The organism is Arthrobacter sp. 10T419 (genome assembly GCF_056394105.1).
In genome coordinates this window covers 116,223-132,786 of the sequence record NZ_JBFTHF010000011.1, presented here as the reverse complement: position 1 = coordinate 132,786, position 16,564 = coordinate 116,223, and the positions used below count along the sequence as shown (strand labels likewise).

The 16,564-nt window shown below is 67.7% G+C and carries 18 protein-coding genes; 5 read left to right on the top strand and 13 right to left on the bottom strand.

Going from position 1 to position 16,564, the window contains the following annotated elements:
• Positions 1 to 550: 550 nt before the first annotated feature.
• Genes rpsN through rpmB form a run of 3 tightly spaced genes read right to left on the bottom strand, consistent with a single transcriptional unit; the run spans position 551 to position 1,264 of the window.
• Positions 551 to 856, bottom strand: coding sequence for a 30S ribosomal protein S14 (rpsN, locus tag AC1DBD_RS16780; RefSeq protein ID WP_043485315.1), 306 nt, complete (start codon positions 854 to 856; stop codon positions 551 to 553).
• 4 nt (positions 857 to 860) lie between these two features.
• Positions 861 to 1,028: a 50S ribosomal protein L33 gene (gene rpmG / locus AC1DBD_RS16775; protein ID WP_056737121.1), complete on the bottom strand. Its 168-nt coding sequence runs from the start codon at positions 1,026 to 1,028 to the stop codon at positions 861 to 863.
• The gene (rpmB, locus tag AC1DBD_RS16770; protein WP_011693744.1) at positions 1,028 to 1,264 is read right to left on the bottom strand and encodes a 50S ribosomal protein L28; all 237 of its coding nucleotides are present in this window, start codon (positions 1,262 to 1,264) and stop codon (positions 1,028 to 1,030) included. The genes rpmG and rpmB overlap by 1 nt, the downstream gene beginning before the upstream one ends.
• Before the next feature lie 473 nt (positions 1,265 to 1,737).
• Here rpmB and AC1DBD_RS16765 point away from each other — a divergent pair, with 473 nt between their 5' ends.
• Genes AC1DBD_RS16765 through AC1DBD_RS16755 form a run of 3 tightly spaced genes read left to right on the top strand, consistent with a single transcriptional unit; the run spans position 1,738 to position 4,464 of the window.
• Complete coding sequence (locus AC1DBD_RS16765; protein WP_476982553.1) at positions 1,738 to 3,180, top strand: ferredoxin reductase family protein; 1,443 nt, start codon at positions 1,738 to 1,740, stop codon at positions 3,178 to 3,180.
• Positions 3,177 to 3,674, top strand: coding sequence for an FMN-binding protein (locus AC1DBD_RS16760; protein ID WP_441419302.1), 498 nt, complete (start codon positions 3,177 to 3,179; stop codon positions 3,672 to 3,674). The genes AC1DBD_RS16765 and AC1DBD_RS16760 overlap by 4 nt, the downstream gene beginning before the upstream one ends.
• On the top strand, positions 3,658 to 4,464 hold the full coding sequence (locus tag AC1DBD_RS16755; RefSeq protein WP_476982552.1) for an FAD:protein FMN transferase: 807 nt from the start codon (positions 3,658 to 3,660) through the stop codon (positions 4,462 to 4,464). The genes AC1DBD_RS16760 and AC1DBD_RS16755 overlap by 17 nt, the downstream gene beginning before the upstream one ends.
• Positions 4,465 to 4,511: 47 nt before the next feature.
• On the opposite strand, the gene AC1DBD_RS16750 is transcribed toward AC1DBD_RS16755, so the two are convergent.
• From AC1DBD_RS16750 to AC1DBD_RS16735, 4 genes are all read right to left on the bottom strand, one after another.
• Positions 4,512 to 5,924, bottom strand: a complete 1,413-nt coding sequence (locus AC1DBD_RS16750) for a GH1 family beta-glucosidase (protein WP_476982551.1) — start codon at positions 5,922 to 5,924, stop codon at positions 4,512 to 4,514.
• A gap of 69 nt (positions 5,925 to 5,993) precedes the next feature.
• Positions 5,994 to 6,755, bottom strand: coding sequence for an SGNH/GDSL hydrolase family protein (locus AC1DBD_RS16745; protein WP_476982550.1), 762 nt, complete (start codon positions 6,753 to 6,755; stop codon positions 5,994 to 5,996).
• Between the two features lie 56 nt (positions 6,756 to 6,811).
• Positions 6,812 to 8,629: a glutaminase A gene (gene glsA, locus AC1DBD_RS16740; protein WP_476982549.1), complete on the bottom strand. Its 1,818-nt coding sequence runs from the start codon at positions 8,627 to 8,629 to the stop codon at positions 6,812 to 6,814.
• 45 nt (positions 8,630 to 8,674) lie between these two features.
• Positions 8,675 to 9,163: a MarR family winged helix-turn-helix transcriptional regulator gene (locus AC1DBD_RS16735; protein WP_441419297.1), complete on the bottom strand. Its 489-nt coding sequence runs from the start codon at positions 9,161 to 9,163 to the stop codon at positions 8,675 to 8,677.
• 91 nt (positions 9,164 to 9,254) lie between these two features.
• Here AC1DBD_RS16735 and AC1DBD_RS16730 point away from each other — a divergent pair, with 91 nt between their 5' ends.
• On the top strand, positions 9,255 to 9,542 hold the full coding sequence (locus AC1DBD_RS16730) for a YciI family protein (protein WP_441419296.1): 288 nt from the start codon (positions 9,255 to 9,257) through the stop codon (positions 9,540 to 9,542).
• A 1-nt stretch (position 9,543) separates the two neighbouring features.
• Here the strand turns inward: AC1DBD_RS16730 and AC1DBD_RS16725 are convergent, their stop codons facing one another.
• From AC1DBD_RS16725 to AC1DBD_RS16700, 6 genes are all read right to left on the bottom strand, one after another.
• Complete coding sequence (locus AC1DBD_RS16725; RefSeq protein WP_476982548.1) at positions 9,544 to 10,368, bottom strand: SGNH/GDSL hydrolase family protein; 825 nt, start codon at positions 10,366 to 10,368, stop codon at positions 9,544 to 9,546.
• A 78-nt stretch (positions 10,369 to 10,446) separates the two neighbouring features.
• Positions 10,447 to 11,517, bottom strand: a complete 1,071-nt coding sequence (locus AC1DBD_RS16720) for a siderophore-interacting protein (protein ID WP_476982547.1) — start codon at positions 11,515 to 11,517, stop codon at positions 10,447 to 10,449.
• Positions 11,514 to 12,380: an ABC transporter ATP-binding protein gene (locus tag AC1DBD_RS16715; RefSeq protein ID WP_476982546.1), complete on the bottom strand. Its 867-nt coding sequence runs from the start codon at positions 12,378 to 12,380 to the stop codon at positions 11,514 to 11,516. Before AC1DBD_RS16715 ends, AC1DBD_RS16720 begins: the two co-directional genes overlap by 4 nt.
• A gap of 1 nt (position 12,381) precedes the next feature.
• Positions 12,382 to 13,428 (bottom strand): FecCD family ABC transporter permease, encoded by a 1,047-nt coding sequence (locus tag AC1DBD_RS16710; protein WP_476982545.1) that lies wholly within the window; start codon positions 13,426 to 13,428, stop codon positions 12,382 to 12,384.
• The gene (locus tag AC1DBD_RS16705; RefSeq protein ID WP_476982544.1) at positions 13,425 to 14,501 is read right to left on the bottom strand and encodes a FecCD family ABC transporter permease; all 1,077 of its coding nucleotides are present in this window, start codon (positions 14,499 to 14,501) and stop codon (positions 13,425 to 13,427) included. Before AC1DBD_RS16705 ends, AC1DBD_RS16710 begins: the two co-directional genes overlap by 4 nt.
• A 9-nt stretch (positions 14,502 to 14,510) precedes the next feature.
• A complete protein-coding gene (locus AC1DBD_RS16700; RefSeq protein ID WP_476982556.1) occupies positions 14,511 to 15,542 on the bottom strand; it encodes an iron-siderophore ABC transporter substrate-binding protein in 1,032 nt (343 codons plus the stop codon).
• 523 nt (positions 15,543 to 16,065) lie between these two features.
• Here AC1DBD_RS16700 and AC1DBD_RS16695 point away from each other — a divergent pair.
• Positions 16,066 to 16,560, top strand: coding sequence for an FBP domain-containing protein (locus AC1DBD_RS16695; RefSeq protein WP_441419290.1), 495 nt, complete (start codon positions 16,066 to 16,068; stop codon positions 16,558 to 16,560).
• Positions 16,561 to 16,564 lie beyond the last annotated feature (4 nt).

The window sequence follows — 16,564 nt, the reverse complement described above, 5'->3', positions numbered from 1 at the left end:
TGGCACACTATTGAGTTCTCAAACAACAGACACACCCGGCACCACCCAAACCCAACGGTCCAGGATCGCTCCGGAGCAACTTTTCAAACTTACCCGAATCCATGAAGCTTTGCAAACCGGCGTTTCCGCCATTCACAATTCCACAGGGGCCCCCACCCTTATAAAGCGCGCAACATTCCGCGCCATTTTCCAGGCCGTTTATCAGGGGGTCGGTCGCTATCTTTCCGCTTCAGCGGCGGCGACTCGAACTACTTTACACACCAAACCGACCCCATACAAATCGGCCCCCGCAACCACTTCCCCGCGCCACAAACCCCGGAAATCCGTGCCAAAACGGCCCGCGGGGCGCGGGAAGTCGAGGTCCGGCATCGAAAGTCGTCGGTGTGGGCTCCGTCACCGGGGCCACGCGTGGTGCCGACACCGTGGGCGGCGGTGGGCGGAGGCCGAGGGAGAGGAGCCGGCGTGCGCAACACCGGCTTAAACGCAAGAAGGGCCGGCAACCATTTGGTTGCCGGCCCTTCTTCAAGCCACTGGCTTCAGGAGTGCTGAATTACCAGGAAGACTTCGTGATGCCCGGGAGCTCACCGCGGTGAGCCATGTCGCGGAAGCGAACACGGGAGATACCGAACTTCTGGAACGTGCCGCGGGGGCGGCCGTCGATGATGTCGCGGTTACGCAGGCGGACCGGCGAGGCGTTGCGGGGCAGCTTCTGCAGGCCGAGGCGTGCAGCTTCGCGTGCTTCGTCGGTTGAGTTGGGGTCAACCAGAGCCTTCTTCAGTTCGAGGCGCTTTGCAGCGTAACGCTCGACGATGACTTTACGCTGTTCGTTCTTAGCGATCATTGACTTCTTAGCCATGTGTTTAGCGCTCCTCTCGGAATTCGACGTGCTGGCGGATTTTGGGATCGTACTTCCGCAGGACCATGCGGTCCGGGTCGTTACGACGGTTCTTGCGCGTCACGTAGGTGTAACCCGTGCCCGCGGTCGACTTGAGCTTGATGATCGGACGTACGTCCTTGTCCTTTGCCACTAGAGCTTCACTCCTCGTGCCAGGATGGCGGCGACGACTACGTCAATGCCGCGTACGTCGATGGTCTTGATGCCACGTGCAGAGACCTGCAGGGTGACATTACGGCGCAGGGACGGAACCCAGTAGCGCTTCTTCTGGATGTTCGGGTCGAACCGGCGCTTGTTGCGGCGGTGCGAGTGCGAAATGCTGTGTCCAAAGCCCGGCTCGGCTCCGGTCACCTGGCAGTGTGCTGCCATGACGACTCTCCTAATGAAAATAATATGAAACGGCTGGCGGAGTTCCGCATAGCCGTGCGATCGGCGGCGTCCGCAGCCAGCCCCACCCGCGTTCCGCAGCAGTCCGACAGCCGGCTGAACCGGCTGCAGTCCTCACTGCGGCGAAGATTGTGGGTCACAGGCACCGGGCGGCGATAACCAAAAGGAATCACTGCGAAGTGCCGGGATACTGGGCGAATACAGGAGTGCACGCAACTTGAGCCCCTAACTACCGGCCACCGGGAGTGCCTGATTCCTCAGCCATTTCCGCCAACCGGAGCAATTGCACACGCTCCGCGCCACCTAGCGCCTACCAAGTCTACGAGCTTGGCGAATTAAAGACCAATCCGGGCCCGCAGGGTGTATAAGCGGCGGCCGTCCCCGCGCAGGCAAGTCACATCAGCGGCGCAGTCCTTTCACAGCAAAATGAAAGGCAACGGGCAGATTCTGGATTCATGAACACACCAACCCAGACTGCCTTGCAGCCCGCGGCCCGACGGGCGCCTGCCGCCGGCAACCCCTTCAAGGGGCAGTACCGCAAACGGCTGTTCAGGGCAGACCTGCTCACCGTGATCGCATGGGCGTCGGTGGCCGGTGCCGTGGCGTTGTGGCTGGCCGACGGCGGCGTCGCCGGATTCTCAAGCGTCGCCGGAGCGTTCACGGCGATGGGGATCGTCGCGGGGCTCGCCGGTATGGACCTGGTGCTGCTCATGCTGCTCCTCGCCGCACGCCTCCCCGTCATCGACGGGGCTGTTGGCCATGACCGCGCCCTTGAATTCCACCGAAAACTCGGCAAGCCGTCCCTGTACCTACTGCTGGCGCACGGCGTTCTGATCGCGATCGGCTACGGGCTGGCAGAGGGGCTTGACCCGATCAGCGAGTCAGTGGCCCTGTGGGTCAAGGTCCCCGACATGTGGCTGGCGTTCGTGTCCATGGCATTTTTTATCGCCGTCGTCGTCACCTCCCTGGTCGCCGTCCGCCGTCGGTTTCCCTATGAGTTCTGGTATGCCGTCCATCTGCTGACCTACGCCGCCGTGCTGACCTCACTGCCGCACCAGTTCAGCGTCGGTGGACTCTTCGCCGAAGGCACCTGGCAGCGCTGGTATTGGCTTGCGATCTGCATCGCGACGGGCGCCGCGCTGCTGCATTACCGGGTTCTCGAGCCCATTGTCGCCACGGTCCGGCATCAGCTGCGGGTAAGCCTGGTGGTGGCCGCCGGTCACGGCGTGGTCAGCATCGAAATGACGGGCCGGCATCTCGACGAGCTGGCCGGCAGCGGTGGACGGTTCTTCATCTGGCGCTTTCTCGCCCCGGGGCAGTGGTGGCACCCGCACCCGTTCAGCCTTTCCGCTGAGCCCTTGCAGTTCGACGCCGACGGCGGTGGCCGGCTGCGGATTACGGTCCGGAACCTTGGCAGGGGCTCCGCGAGCCTGGCCCGGCTGAAGCCCGGTACCCGGGTGGCGATCGAAGGCCCGTACGGGCTCTTCAGCACCGCCGCCCGCAGCCGGCAGCACGTTGTGATGATTGGTGCCGGCATCGGCATCACCCCCATCCGCGCCCTGCTGGAGAGCACTCCGTTCGCGCCGGGCGATGCGACCGTGATCCTCCGCGGCCACAGCCGGTCCGGTCTGTACCTCGGCGATGAAATCCTCGAGCTCTGCCAACGCCGTGGCGCGACCCTATTCCATCTGACCGGGCGCCGGCCGCGGGGCGTCCAAACCTGGCAACCGGAAACCGAAGCTCGCTCCGGTTACCGGCTGGCGAGCTACGCACCAAACCTCGCCGACGCAGACGTCTACGTCTGCGGCCCCGCGGACTGGGCAAGAAACGTCCTGGATGACGCGCGCCGGGCGGGCGTGCGGGAAGAGCAACTCCACTACGAAAGGTTCGACTGGTGAGAATTCGCGCAGTAGTTTCAGCGACCCTGGCCTCGGTCGGGATCCTTGTGGCCGGCTGGCAGTCGGGAGCGCATGTAGCGAACACGGCCAGCGCCGTCGGCACCACGGCGGGCACCACCGGGTCGGGCTCGAGCGGTTCGACCGGGAGTTCCGCGCCGTCCTCCGGAGCCACGGGAACCACGGGTTCCTCCAGCTCGACCGGCGCGGCAGCGAAGGCCGGAGGAACCTTTACCGGCGACGTCGTGCAGACCCGCTTCGGTCCGGTCCAGGTGCAAATCACCGTCAGCGGCGGCACCATCTCGGATGTCACCGCACTCCAACTCACCGACGACGGCGGCCGGTCGGTACAGATCAGCAACTACGCCGCACCCCTGCTGCGCGCTGAGGTGCTCCAGGCCCAGTCGGCCAACGTGCAGACCATCAGCGGAGCCACCGTCACCAGTGATGCTTACCTGACCTCGCTGCAGGCGGCCCTCGATGCAGCCCACGTCTGAGCTGGGCCGGCCGGAGCTGAAGGCCAAGACCTTCCGGTGCATGGGGACGGTCATCAGCCTGACCGTGCCCGTCGGACCTGGGGACTGGACGGCGGCCGCCGAAGCCGCATTGGCGGATGCGACCGCCGTCGTCGAACGGCGTTTCGTGGAACTCGACGCCCGCTTCAGCCTGTACCGGCCCGGGTCCGAGGCAAGCCGGCTGGCGCGCGGGGAGCTCTCGCTGCGGGAGGCCTCGCAGGAATTCCGGGACTGCTACGCCGACGCGGCCGAATGGCGCCTTCAGACGGAGGGCGCGTTCACGCCGGAACGTCCGGACGGGGTGCCCGACCTGTCCGGGCTGGTAAAAGGATTCGCGATCAAGGAAGCCGGGGCCCTGCTGCAGTCACGGGGGCGGGCCGACTGGTGCCTGAACGCCGGCGGTGATGTGCTGGTGGCCGGTTCCCCCATCGTGGGCAGCAGGGCCGCGTGGCAGGCCGGGGTCGTTGATCCGCAAGACCGAACGACCCTGATCGCCGCCTACCCGTTGGGCGGCGGCACCGGCGTCGGGGCCCTGGCAACCTCCGGCTCCACCGAACGAGGTGACCACATCTGGACCCGCGGCGCCAGCGGCAGCGAGTTCCGCCAGGTCTCGGTCGCCGCGGCGGACATTCTCACAGCCGATGTGCTCGCGACCGCCATCGTGGCGGGTGGGGTCCGCATGCTCAACCGGGCGACGAGCGGCTGGGACGTTGAGGTGCTCGCCATTCGGAACGACGGCAGCATCCTCGCGACGCCGGGGTTCCGCGCCTGACCTGGCCCGGCGCCGGCGCTACCCCGCCCCCTCGCTGGCGGGCCCGGCTACGTGCCTGCGGCGGGCAGCGCGTTCGACGCCGCAACTCGCGAGTACCAAAGACCGCTCGCCTTGGGGACGCGGCGCTGCGTTTCGTAGTCCACCCGAACCAGCCCGAAGCGCTGGTGATAGCCGAAGGCCCATTCAAAGTTGTCCAGCAGGGACCACGCGAAATATCCGCGGACGTCCACGCCGTCGGCCAGTGACTCGTGGACTGCCCGCAGGTGTTGATCGAAGAACGCCAGCCGGGCCTGGTCATCCACGAAGCCATCTGCATCCGGAACGTCTTCGAAGGCGGCGCCGTTTTCCGTGATGTAGATCGGGACCCCGGCCGGCCCGGTGTATTCACGCTTCAGCCGGTTCAGCAGACGGCGGAGGCCCTCGGGCTGGACCTCCCAGCCCATCCCGGTGACGGGCAGTCCGCGGGGCACCTGCCGGACGCCGTCGGCCGCGACCAAGGGTGACGCGGGAGCTCCTCCAGCCGGTCCGGGGTGCGGTGCGGGATCCGTGGTGAATGCGTCCCCGTGGTAGTAGTTGACGCCCAGCAGATCGAGGGGCTGCGAAATGATGTCGAGATCCCCGGGCAGGACGACGTCGGCCATGCCGAGGTGGGCCACGTCGGCAAGCACATCGGCCGGGTACTCGCCGCGGAACAGCGGGTCCAGGAACATCCGGTTCGACTGTCCGTCAACTCTCCGGGCCGCATCGAGGTCCCCTTCCCGGCCCGGATCCGCCGGGTCGGCCACCGTCAGGTTCAACGTGATGCCCAGGGTCGCCTCAGGATCCTGCCGGCGCAGTGCGCGGACGGCCAAGCCATGGCCCAGCAGCAGGTGGTGGACCGCCGCGAGCGCCGCGGCGGGGTCCTGCCGCCCGGGGGCGTGGATGCCCGCGGCATAGCCGAGGAAGGCCGACACCCAGGGCTCGTTGAGCGTGGTCCAGATCGCCACCCGGTCGCCGAGCGCCTCGTGCATCACTGCGGCATAGTCGGCAAAGCGCTCAGCCGTTTCCCGCGCGGCCCAGCCGCCCTTGTCCTCCAGCGCCTGCGGCAGGTCCCAGTGGTACAGCGTGATCCAGGGCGTAATGCCCGCAGCGAGCAATTGATCGACCAGTCGCGAGTAAAACGCGATGCCCTCGGGGTTCGGCGTCACGCCGTCGGGCATGCAGCGGGCCCAGGAGATGGAGAAGCGGTAGGCGGCCAGGTTCAGGTCCTGCATGAGCCCGACGTCCTGGGCCGAACGGTGGTAGTGGTCGCAGGCGACATCGCCGTTATGCGCATCCGCAACCGCCCCGGGGACGCGGCAGAAGACGTCCCAGATGGATTCCCCGCGGCCTCCCTCGTGGGCGGCCCCCTCGATTTGATAGGCCGCGGTGGCAGCTCCCCACAGGAAGCCGGCAGGGAAGGTGAGGGGGCTGCTGTTCATCCTGTTGCTGCTCCTTGCATCGGGCTAGACGGCATCGGGCCAGAGGGCATCGGGCCAGACGGCGTCGTGCTAGAGACGGGTGAGCTGAGGATACCGCGGCGAGAGGCCGTCGCCGGAGGACTTGCCGGTGACCCGGCGCACCACCCAGGGCCCGGCGAACTCGCGCACCCAGCGGGCATTCGCACGGAGCGCCTCGGAGCGGCTGAGCTCCGGGACCGGCGTCATCGGCGGCACATCGATCGAGTGGTCGTGCTCCAGCACGGTGAGGACGCGCTTGGCCATGTTGGCATGGCCGGCAGCGGACATGTGCATCCGGTCGGTCGCCCACATGCCCCAGTCGTAGTACTCGTTGAAGCGCCAGTAGTCCACCAGCAGGGCATCGTGGTCTCCGGCGATGCCGCGGACAAGTTCGTTGTAGATGGCGGTCCGCCCCCGCATAGTCCCGAAGACTTTGGAGCCGCGCGCGTCGAAACCGGTAAACATCACCACGGTGGCGCCGGTGGCTTTCAGTTTCCGGATACCGGCGTCGTATTCCGCGAGCAGGTCATCGATGTCGATCTTGGGACGGAGGATGTCGTTCGCGCCGGCGTAGATGCTCACCAGGGTGGGTTTGAGTGCGACGGCGGCGTCCACCTGTTCGGCCATGATCTGGCGGAGCTTCCTTCCGCGGATGGCAAGGTTGGCGTAGCCGAAGCCCGGGTCGGCCGCGCCCAGCTGCTCTGCCACCCTGTCGGCCCAGCCCCGCACGCCGTTGGGGCGGGCCGGGTCGTCGTCGCCAACGCCTTCGGTAAAGGAGTCTCCGAGTGCAACGTAGCGGGCTGTGAAATCCATGGATTCAGTCTGCCAGAGCCCGCTGGGTGGGTCACACCGGGGAATCGCCGCAGCTGCTACTCGCGGATCCGGACCGCCGTTTCTCGCAGGTACTGCTCCACCCGGGTGTAAGCATCCCGGGTCAGGGCTTTCCACAAGGCAATGGCCAGGCGAGGGTCGGCGGCTTCCAGCTCGGCGATCGCCTCCACACTGAGCACCATGACCTCTACCGGCCCCACTGCCCGGACGGTGGTTTCCTGCCGGTTGCCGCTGCCCAGCGCCAGTTCGCCAAAGGTCATCCCGGCGCTGAGGGTGTTCAGCTTGACCCGGTCCGCGGTGGGCCCGGGCGACGTGCTGCTGACTTTTCCGGAGGTGATGAAGTAGACCCCGCCGAACCGCAAACCGACACGCCGGATTACGTCGCCGTCGCCATAGGATTTCGGCGTCATCAGCGCTTCCAGCGCCGCCGCCTCCGCTTCCTCCAGGGGCGCCAGCGCGGGCGAGGCGGTGACGGGAACGTGGTCCGGGATCAGCAGATGGTCCCCGTGGCGCTCCAGCAGGCGGTTTTCGCAGTATTCGACGGCGGCGCTCCGTGTTGTGAAGGACGGAACCGGGCGCTCGCTTGACGTTGCCAGGGCTTCGGTGACCGACCCGTCCGCCTCAACCAGCACCAAGTCGCGCCCGGCGTCGGCCATCCCCTGCCTAATTCTGGCCAGCGTCCGCACTGCGACCTCGCTGACCTGGTCCGTGCGCCGCATGTCCAGGATCACCAGCTCGACGTCGTCGGCCAGGCCGCTGACCTCACGCACCATGGATTCAGTCCCGGCGAAGAGAAGGTCGCCGTTGAGTTCGATCACCCGGGCCCGGTGGCCGTGGGCACGCAGGACATCGGCGGCCTCGTCGTTGCGGCGGATGCCCGAAGGTGTTTCGGTAACGTCGTAGGCGGCGAGGATGGCGGACCGGCCTGCCCGGGCCGCCCGGACGAAGTGGAGTTCCATGTCGCGGGAGAGTCGCTGCGCGGTGGCCAGCCCGCGGACGCTGCTGCCGTGCTCATCCAGCGGCGGTGAGTAGACCGCCAGGCCCACCTGGCCGGGCAGCACGGCGATGATGCCGCCCGCTACCCCGCTCTTGCCCGGCATCCCCACGCTGCTGATCCAGGCGCCGGCGTCGTCGTACATGCCAGAGGTCATCATGACGGACAGCACTCGCTCCACCGGCCCGATCTCAAGCACCTGTTTGCCGCTGAGCGGGTTCCGGCCGCCGTTGGCCAGCGTGGCCGCCATGATCGAGAGGTCGAAGCAGTTGACCAGGACCGAGCACTGCCGGAAGTAATCCTGCAGAACCGGTGTCGGGTCGTCTTCGATGATGTTGAAGGAGCGAAGCAGGTAGGCGAGGGCTGTATTGCGGTGGCCGTGTTTGAGCTCGGATTCGTAGACCTGCTCGTCGACCGAGAGCTGACGGCCTGCGAACCCGGAGTACGTGCTGAGTATCCGTTTGAACCCGGACTGCCCGCCTGATCCCCTGATCAGGGAGGTGGCGGTGAGGGCCCCGGCGTTGATCATCGCGTTGGCAGGCCGCCCCGTCCCTTCGGCGAGGGAGATCTCGTTGAAGGAATCACCTGACGGTTCCACGTCGACCTTGGCATCCACGGCCTCGGCGCCAAGGTCCTCGAGTGCCAGTCCGTAGGTGAAGGGCTTGGAGATGGACTGGATAGTGAATTCCTCGCGGGTGTCACCGATTTCGTACACCTTGCCGTCAACGGTCGCGAGGGCGATGCCGAAGTTGTCCGGATCCACGTTGGCCATGGCCGGAATGGTGCTGTAAGGCTTGCCGTCCTTGAGCAGCGAGATCTCGGCGTGGATCTGGCGGAGATAGCTGTCGATCGGCGATTCCATAATGCCAAGACTAGGGGACACCGGGCCGCTGGCCGCCCCGGGGTCTCAGGCCCGTTTGTTCTCCCGCAGGATCCAGTGGCCGGCGTCGAGCCGGGACACGATCTTTTCGCCGATACGGGCCAAGGCCGCGATGTCGTCCGGATCGAGTGCGTCCAGGAACAGTGCGCGGACCGCTTCGACATGACCCGGGGCGAGCCCCTCGATAGTGGCCATGCCGGCCTCGGTGAGGTGTGCCGTGGTCACGCGGGCGTCGCCGGGGTGCGGCCGGCGTTCCAGCCATCCCCGGTTCTGGAGTTTGGTGACCACGTGCGAGAGCCGGGACAGCGAGGCGCTGGTGCGCGCCGCGAGTTCGCTCATCGGCAGGTACCGGCCCTCGGCCTCGGAGAGCATGGCCAGGACGTTGTAGTCGAACAGGGAGAGTTTCCCGGCCGCATGCAGCTGCGTGTCCAGCGCGGCGGGCAACAGCGTGTTGATGCTCAGCTGGGCCAGCCAGGCGCGGCGTTCGTCGGCATTGAGCCAGCGCGGTTCGGTCATGGCTCCATTCTAGGAGCCTCGATGCTTGACGGTTCAACATCGGGCCGGTTTTGGTTCCTGCCTTCTTGCCGCCCGGCGGTAGGCTGGCGATATGTACGTAGTCTCCCTGACCTACAAGGTGCCCGAAGAGATCGTCGACTTCCACCTGCCGGCGCACGTCGCCTGGTTGCAGGACGCGTTCGACCGCGGCGTCTTTATGGTGGCAGGCCGCAAGATCCCCCGCACCGGCGGCCTCCTGCTGTCCAACGCGGACCGCGCCGACTTGGACGCGGCACTGTCCAAGGACCCCTTCTACGTCAACGGCGTGGCCGACTTCGACGTCGAAGAGTTCCACGCCAGCCGCGTCGCCCCCGGGTACGAAAACCTGCTGGACAGCTAGCTCAGCCGGCCAGCAGCTTTTTCAGCCCGCCTTTGCGCGGGACTCTCACCGGGTCCGGCCAGCGCGGCTTGAGCTCATCCCCCAGCGTGACGCCGCGCAGCTTGCGGCCAAAGAGGGGAAGCACCCAGTCGTGCACCCAGCGGCGCTGCCGGCGTTCCCAGTCCCGGAGCCCGAGCCGGTCCGGCGGCCCCCATTCCTTGGGGCTGATGTTGTGCGGCACGCCGAGCTGGTCCAGGACCTGCGCGGCAAGGTATTTGTGGCCGGCCTTGGACATGTGGAGCCGGTCCGCATCCCACATCCGCGGGTCGTGGAAGGCATCAAAGCACCAGTAGTCCACCAGCACCGCACCGTACCAGGCAGCCAGCTCCCGGACGCGCCGGTTGTAAAGGGCGTTGCGCCGCTTCAGCGGCTCCAGCAGCACCGAGACCTTCACATCAAAGCCCGTGAACAGCACCACCGTGGCGCCGCTGGCGGCCAGCTTCGCCACCAGGAATTCGTAATCATCCATCAGGTCTTCGATGTCCGTTCCGAAGTCCAGGATGTCGTTGCCCCCGGCGTACAGGGTCACCAGGGTCGGTTGCATGGCAAGCGCCGGTTCCAGCTGCTCGCCGATGATGTGGCGAAGCCGCTTGCTCCGGATGGCGAGATTGGCGTACTCCCAGCCCGGCTCCGCCTTCGCCAGCTTCTCCGCAACCCGGTCCGCCCAGCCGCGGACCCCGTTGGGCAGGCGCTTGCTGTGGTCCCCCACGCCCTCGGTGAACGAGTCCCCCAGGGCGACGAAGAGCCGCCGTCCATGAGTGCCCGGGGCTGGAAGGTTCTCGGCCATGGCGCCACGGTAGTCCCGCCGGACGACGTCGGGGTTAACGTGCGGGGCACAACGGGTGCGGCGGTCCGTGGAATCGGCCTAGAGTTCCGCTTTCCCCAGCCGCCAGTACCCCATAAACGCGACCTGCTTCCGGTCGATCCCCACGTCCCGCACCAGGTAGCGCCGCAGCTCCCTGACGGTGCCCGCCTCACCGGCGATCCACGCGTAGAACGGCAGGGCGCCGGCCGGCTTGTCCGCGTTCCGGCCGGTCCTGATGGCCGTCGCGTCCAGCCGTGCCGGGGTTTCCCAGAGGATGTCCCGGTCAACGTTGACGTCCTCGGGGTCCGGTCCGACAGAGCGGGGCTGCGCGGTGGCAGCCACCCAGCCCGGCGGCGGCACGGCCGCACGAACAGCCGCCTGGAGGCGCGCCCCGTGCGGCAGGCGCCCGTGCGCACTCCCGCGGGCCAGCCAGGTGATGGCGACGTCGGCGGGTGAGACGAGGTCCTGGAAGTCGGCGGCGGAGGGCACCTCCAGCAGGGCCTGGCCGCTTAGGTACGGCGGGAGGCTTTCCAGGATGGCCCCGATCGCCGGAACCGCGGTTTCATCCCCCGCCAACAGCACCCGCTGGGCCAGTCCCGGACGCCATTCAATGCCGGCGTAACTTTCCGCCGTGACACAGTGCGCGGCCCGGTTGTTGGGTCCGATCAGGACCAAGCCGTCACCCGGCCTTGCCCGGGCTGCCCACTCGGCGGCGGGGCCGCCGTGGCCGGCCGCGTCGAGGTGCAGCACGAAGTCGACGTCGATCTCGGGGAAGACGGCATCCAGGCGTGCCTGCCGCACGGTGTAGGTGCGCATGGCGCCGCGGACAGCCGGGTCGAGGGCCAGCCATTCGCTGTACCAGGCGGGCTTCTCGGTCCGGAATTCGGGCAGCGGGATGTCGCGGCCATCGGCGGCCCGGGAGGGAATCATGAGCTTGATCCGCAGGTCCAGGGTGTTTCCGTGCACGCCGAAGTGCCGCAGCGAGTAGCCGCCGAAGGTGATCCGGCGGAAGTTCGGGCTGAGCTGTTCCACGGCGGTGACGCGGACGTCGAACGCCCTGGTCATGGGCTCGGCGGCGGGCAGAACTGTCACCGTCGCGGAGGCAGGGGACGGGGAAGGCGTTTCAGTCATGGGATCAGCTCCAGTTGCGGGTTCGGTGCTGCGGCGGACGGGGCATGGGCGGAGGGGGCGGGTGCGGTGTGGTGGCGGCCGAGGGGGACGACCAGCGGTGTGCCGGAGGCGGGGTCGGGCACCACCCGGGACTCCAGTCCAAAGACGTCGCGGACCAAGGCCTCCGTGATAACCGCCTCGGCGTCCCCTTCGGCCGCGATCCGGCCGCCCTTCATGGCGATGACGTGGTCCGCGTAGCGGGCTGCGAGGTTGAGGTCATGCAGCACGATCGCCACGGTGGTGCCGCGCCGGCGGTTCAGGTCCGTCAGCAGATCCAGGACTTCCACCTGGTGCGCGAGGTCAAGGTAGGTGGTGGGTTCATCGAGCAACAGAACCTCGGTCTCCTGGGCCAGCGCCATCGCGATCCAAGCACGCTGACGCTGGCCGCCGGAGAGCTGGTCCACGGAGCGGTCCGCCAGGTCCAGGGTGTCAGTGGCGGACATGGCGTTGAGCACCGCGCGCTGATCGTCCGGGGATGCCCCGCCGGACCAGCCGCGGAAGAAGCCCTGATGCGGGAAGCGGCCGCGGCCCACCAGGTCCCGGACCGTGATGCCGTCGGGCGCAGTCGGGTGCTGCGGGAGCAGGCCGAGTACGCGGGCAACCTCGCGGGCCGGCCTCGTGTGGATGTCCTTGCCGCCAAGAGTCACTGTGCCGGACGCGGGTTTGAGCAGCCGGGACAGTGCCCGGAGCAGCGTCGATTTTCCGCAGGCGTTGGCTCCGACGATCATGGTGACTTTGCCCTCGGGAATCTCGGTGCTCAGGTCCTCGATGACGGTCCGCTGATCGTATTTCAGCGTCAGGCCGGAGGCGTTCAGGGTTGCCATCTCAGGCGTCCTTTCGGTTGGCGGTGACCAGGAGCCACAGCAGGAACGGTGCACCCAGGGCGCCGGTAACGACGCCGACGGGCAGTACGGTCCCGCCGAGCACGAGCGGTGCGAGGTTCGCCGCAAGGAAGTCTGCGGCCAGGACGATCAGCGCCCCGGCCAGGGCCGAGGCCGGCAGGCTCGCCTTGCGCACAAAGCGGCGGGAAATCGGACCGGCGAGGAACGCCACGAAGGCGACGGGTCCGGCTGCTGCGGTCGCCACGGCCGACAGGCCAACGGCGGCGACGACGACGGCGAGCCGGGTGCGGCCGACGCGGACGCCCAGGCCCGCAGCAGTGTCCTCGCCGAGTTCCAGGATGCGCAGCGGCCGCGCGAGGACCGCAGCTGCGGGGACCAGCACGAGCAGGGCAAGGCCGAGGACCCGGGCCCGCCCCCAGCTGGCGGAGTTGAGCGATCCGTTGAGCCAGACGAGCGCGTCGGCCGCCGTCCGGATGTCCGCCCGGGTCATGAGGAAACTGACCACGGCCTGCAGTGCGGCGGCAATGCCCACTCCGGCCAGGATCAGCCGGTTGCCTGCCGCGTCCCCGCGGCCTGCCGCGTCCCCGCGGCCTGCCGCGGCGCCGAGTGCCCCGCGCCGGGCGATTGCGTAAATGATGCCGGCAACGGCGAGCGCCCCGGCGAGTGCCGCTCCCGAAACCATGGCCCCGGACGCACTGAAGAGAACGATCGCGGTAACCGCCGCGGCGCTGGCGCCGTAACTGATTCCGATCACGTCCGGACTGGCCAGGGGGTTGCGCAGCATCGTCTGGAAGAGTGCGCCGGATAGGCCAAACGCCGCACCGACTAGGCCGCCCACGACGGCGCGCGGCAGCTTGTGCTCCATCACGATGAAGCTCGCGCCCGGGATCTTGGCTCCGCCGGTGAGGTGGGCGGCCAGAATCCGGAAGAAGTCCGGGACGGTGACGGTGTAGCTGCCCAGCAGGACGGCTGCGGCGAAAATTCCTGCCACGGCGAGGGCCAGGAGGGCCGTGCGTGGTGCGGCCTTCACAGCCCGGCCCCCTTGCTTCGGCGGACCAGCCAGATGAAAACAGGCGCACCAACCAGGGCTGTCATGATCCCGGCTGGAACCTCGCCGGGCGGCAGGACCACCCGGCCGGCGACGTCGGCGGCGAGCAGCAGCACCGGGGCCACAACCAGGGAGAATGGCAGGATCCAGCGGTAGTCGGGTCCGGTCAGGAAGCGGACGGCATGCGGAACCACGAGCCCCACGAAGCCGATGGGCCCCGACAGGGCCGTTGCCGAACCGCAGAGCAGCACAACACCCAGGGCCGTGATGCCCCGGGTCAGGCCCACCCGCTGGCCGAGGCCGCTCGCGAGGTCCTCGCCCAGGGCCAGCCCGTTGAGGTGCCGGCCAGTCCCCAGCACAATGGCCGTACCGAGCAGCAGGAAGGGCAATCCGGCGTGGATCGCGGACCAGTCACGCCCGGCGATGCCGCCCACCTGCCAGAACCGGAAACGGTCCAGCGTGTCCTGGCTGGAGACCAGGATGACGTTCATGAGCGAATACAGCCCCGCGCTCAGGGCGGCGCCCGCCAGGGCAAGCTTGACCGGCGTCGCGCCGTCCCTGCCCAGCGAGGCGATCGCGTACACGAGGGCGGCGGCCGCGGCGGCGCCAAGAAAAGCGAACCAGATGTATCCGGACAGCGTCGAAATCCCAAAGACGTAAATCCCGGTGACGACCGCCAGGGCCGCGCCGGCATTGACGCCGATGATCCCCGGGTCCGCGAGCGGGTTGCGGGCCACCCCCTGCATCGCCGCCCCGGAAAGCCCCAGGGCCCCGCCCGCGAGGAGGCCAAGGACGGTGCGCGGGATGCGGGCATGAACGACCGCGTGGTCTCCGTCCGCTGGATCAAACGCCGTCAGCGCCTCCCACACGGTCCCCAGGCTGAGGCCTCGGGCGCCAATGGCAAGCGATGCGGCGGCCACCAGCGCCAGCACGACGACGGCGGCCAGCAGCCACGCGCCCCGGCGGGCACCGGAGCCACCGGACGATGCCGGTGTTTCCGCCCCGGCCGTCGCGGCAGGCGCGTCGGGACGCGCCGTCGTCGTGGGCATGGTCATCGAAGGGACCTATTTCCCCGCGCCGGCGGCTTTGTCCGCTGCGCCGGCCAGCTGCGGCAGGAAGGTGTCTAGCGCCCAGGGCAGGCTCAGCGGAGAGGACGCCGAGATGGACAGTGTGAGCGTGTTGTCCGAGTCGGCGACGAGCGCGCCGTTCTTGATGGCCGGGATCTGGCCCAGCAGGGCGTCGTTCTTGATGGAATCTGCGGTCTTCGCATCCGGGACCCAGCTCACGAAGACGTCCGAGCTGAGCTCGTTGGCCTTCTCGGCCGACCAAGGGATGAAGAATTCCTTGGAGTTCCTGGACTTGTCCGCCACGATGGGCGCCAGCTTCATGCCGATCTCACTGAGGAAGCGCGGGCGGTTGTCATTGGCGGTGTAGACATTGATCCCGTCGCTCTTGGCTGGCTCGAGGTTGCCGTAGATAAAGGTCTTGCCGGCGAGCTGGGGGTACTGCGAGACCTTTTCCTTGATGGTTCCTTCGGTGTCGGCAATGAGCTTGGAGGCCTCCGTCTCCTTGCCGAGCGCCTTGCCGATGATGGCCGTGGAATCCTGCCACGACGTGCCGTAGGCGACCTCGGGCTGGGCCACGACGGGCGCGATCTCGCTGAGCTTCTTGTAGTCCTCCTCCGTCAGGCCCGAATAGGCGCCAAGGATGACGTCCGGGTTGAGCTTGGCGATCTCGGTGAAGTTGATGCCGTCCGCCTCGGAGTACTGGGCCGGGGCTTTCGCCGAGCCGAACCCGGCGCCCAGCCTTTCCAGCGCCGCGTCCTTCCACGGCGTGGACCCCTGGGCGTTGCCGCCCCATTCGTTCTTGGGCACCCCTGCCGGGACCACGCCAAGGGCCAGGGCGACGTCGTCATTGACCCAGGAAACCGTGACGACGCGCTGGGGCTGGTCCTTGATGGTTGTCTCGCCGAAGACGTGCTTGATGGTCACCGGGAACCCCGAGCCGGCGGCCGGAACGGGGGCGGTCGCCGTCGTCGACGCCGGTCCGGTGGAACAGGCCGCCAGGCCCAGCCCCACGGCGGCCAGGAGCGCCACGGCCCTGAGTGCTTGGCGGCTTAGGCGACGGAGGGTGGGGCGGCCCGAGGGGCGGGGGAAGTCGGCGGAAGCCACGGAACTCCTTAGGTAAGTGATGCGAACCTAAGTAAGGCTAGCCTATCCTTTGCATAATTACGCAAGACTTCAGTAACGTAATCACCCTGAGGGCTCGCTGCGTGGGTGTGGCTTGAAACTGGACAGGCGTCAGGGAGGTTTGCAAGGATTGGCCCGACCGGTGAATCCGAACCGGCCGTGGAATTGTGAACTTTGATGGATAGGGGAAGTGAGCATGCGCATCGCAATGATGACTGCTGCCACGGTCAGCGGGGTGGCCTCTTTGGCCTGCTACGCGGCCGCACAGTTGCCAGCCCTTCCCCGGCAATCCGGTCCCGGCGCGGACTGATTCCGCGGTAACGCCCGGTCCCAACCGGAGTCGAAGGCTGGCAGTCCCCTGCCCACTTACCGGCCCTGGCGCACTTCTTCCCCGCCTGGCTGGAACCATCCGATTCCGAAAGATTCCGTCATGCAAAAACTCACTGCCCAGCAGATCCGCACGTCCTTCATCAATGCGAGCCGGTCAGAAGCCGCCAAACTCAACCTGCCCAAGAACTTCGACATCCTGGACTGGGAAAGCCTGGACTTCCTCGGCTGGCGCGACGGGAAGATGCCGCTGCGCGGCTATCTGGTGCTGCCCGGCGCGAACGGTCCCACCGGAATCATGCTCCGGGCCCCTGAGGGCGGCGCCAAGAAGAACCGCTCGGTCCTGTGCGAGCTGTGCCGAGACATCTTCTCCAAGGACGACGTCCTGCTCTGGGTGGCCAAGCGTGCCGGGCAGTCCGGCCGCAACGGCAACACGGTGGGCACCCTGATCTGCGCCGAATTCGGCTGCTGCCGCAATGTGCGGGTAGAACCTCCGGTGAACGAGATCAACCCGGATCCGGCCGCCGTCGTGCGCCGACAGATCGACGGCCTGGCGGGGCGGACCGCGCAGTTCCTGGACCGCGTCCGGGGAACATAGCGCC

What these genes read in the sequence shown, in the direction of transcription:
- rpsN (WP_043485315.1), bottom strand. Translation starts at nt 856, where the DNA reads ATGGCTAAGAAGTCAATGATCGCTAAGAACGAACAGCGTAAAGTCATC.
- rpmB (WP_011693744.1), bottom strand. Translation starts at nt 1,264, where the DNA reads ATGGCAGCACACTGCCAGGTGACCGGAGCCGAGCCGGGCTTTGGACAC.
- AC1DBD_RS16765 (WP_476982553.1), top strand. Translation starts at nt 1,738, where the DNA reads ATGAACACACCAACCCAGACTGCCTTGCAGCCCGCGGCCCGACGGGCG.
- AC1DBD_RS16755 (WP_476982552.1), top strand. Translation starts at nt 3,658, where the DNA reads ATGCAGCCCACGTCTGAGCTGGGCCGGCCGGAGCTGAAGGCCAAGACC.
- AC1DBD_RS16750 (WP_476982551.1), bottom strand. Translation starts at nt 5,924, where the DNA reads ATGAACAGCAGCCCCCTCACCTTCCCTGCCGGCTTCCTGTGGGGAGCT.
- AC1DBD_RS16745 (WP_476982550.1), bottom strand. Translation starts at nt 6,755, where the DNA reads ATGGATTTCACAGCCCGCTACGTTGCACTCGGAGACTCCTTTACCGAA.
- glsA (WP_476982549.1), bottom strand. Translation starts at nt 8,629, where the DNA reads ATGGAATCGCCGATCGACAGCTATCTCCGCCAGATCCACGCCGAGATC.
- AC1DBD_RS16735 (WP_441419297.1), bottom strand. Translation starts at nt 9,163, where the DNA reads ATGACCGAACCGCGCTGGCTCAATGCCGACGAACGCCGCGCCTGGCTG.
- AC1DBD_RS16730 (WP_441419296.1), top strand. Translation starts at nt 9,255, where the DNA reads ATGTACGTAGTCTCCCTGACCTACAAGGTGCCCGAAGAGATCGTCGAC.
- AC1DBD_RS16725 (WP_476982548.1), bottom strand. Translation starts at nt 10,368, where the DNA reads ATGGCCGAGAACCTTCCAGCCCCGGGCACTCATGGACGGCGGCTCTTC.
- AC1DBD_RS16720 (WP_476982547.1), bottom strand. Translation starts at nt 11,517, where the DNA reads ATGACTGAAACGCCTTCCCCGTCCCCTGCCTCCGCGACGGTGACAGTT.
- AC1DBD_RS16715 (WP_476982546.1), bottom strand. Translation starts at nt 12,380, where the DNA reads ATGGCAACCCTGAACGCCTCCGGCCTGACGCTGAAATACGATCAGCGG.
- AC1DBD_RS16705 (WP_476982544.1), bottom strand. Translation starts at nt 14,501, where the DNA reads ATGACCATGCCCACGACGACGGCGCGTCCCGACGCGCCTGCCGCGACG.
- AC1DBD_RS16695 (WP_441419290.1), top strand. Translation starts at nt 16,066, where the DNA reads ATGCAAAAACTCACTGCCCAGCAGATCCGCACGTCCTTCATCAATGCG.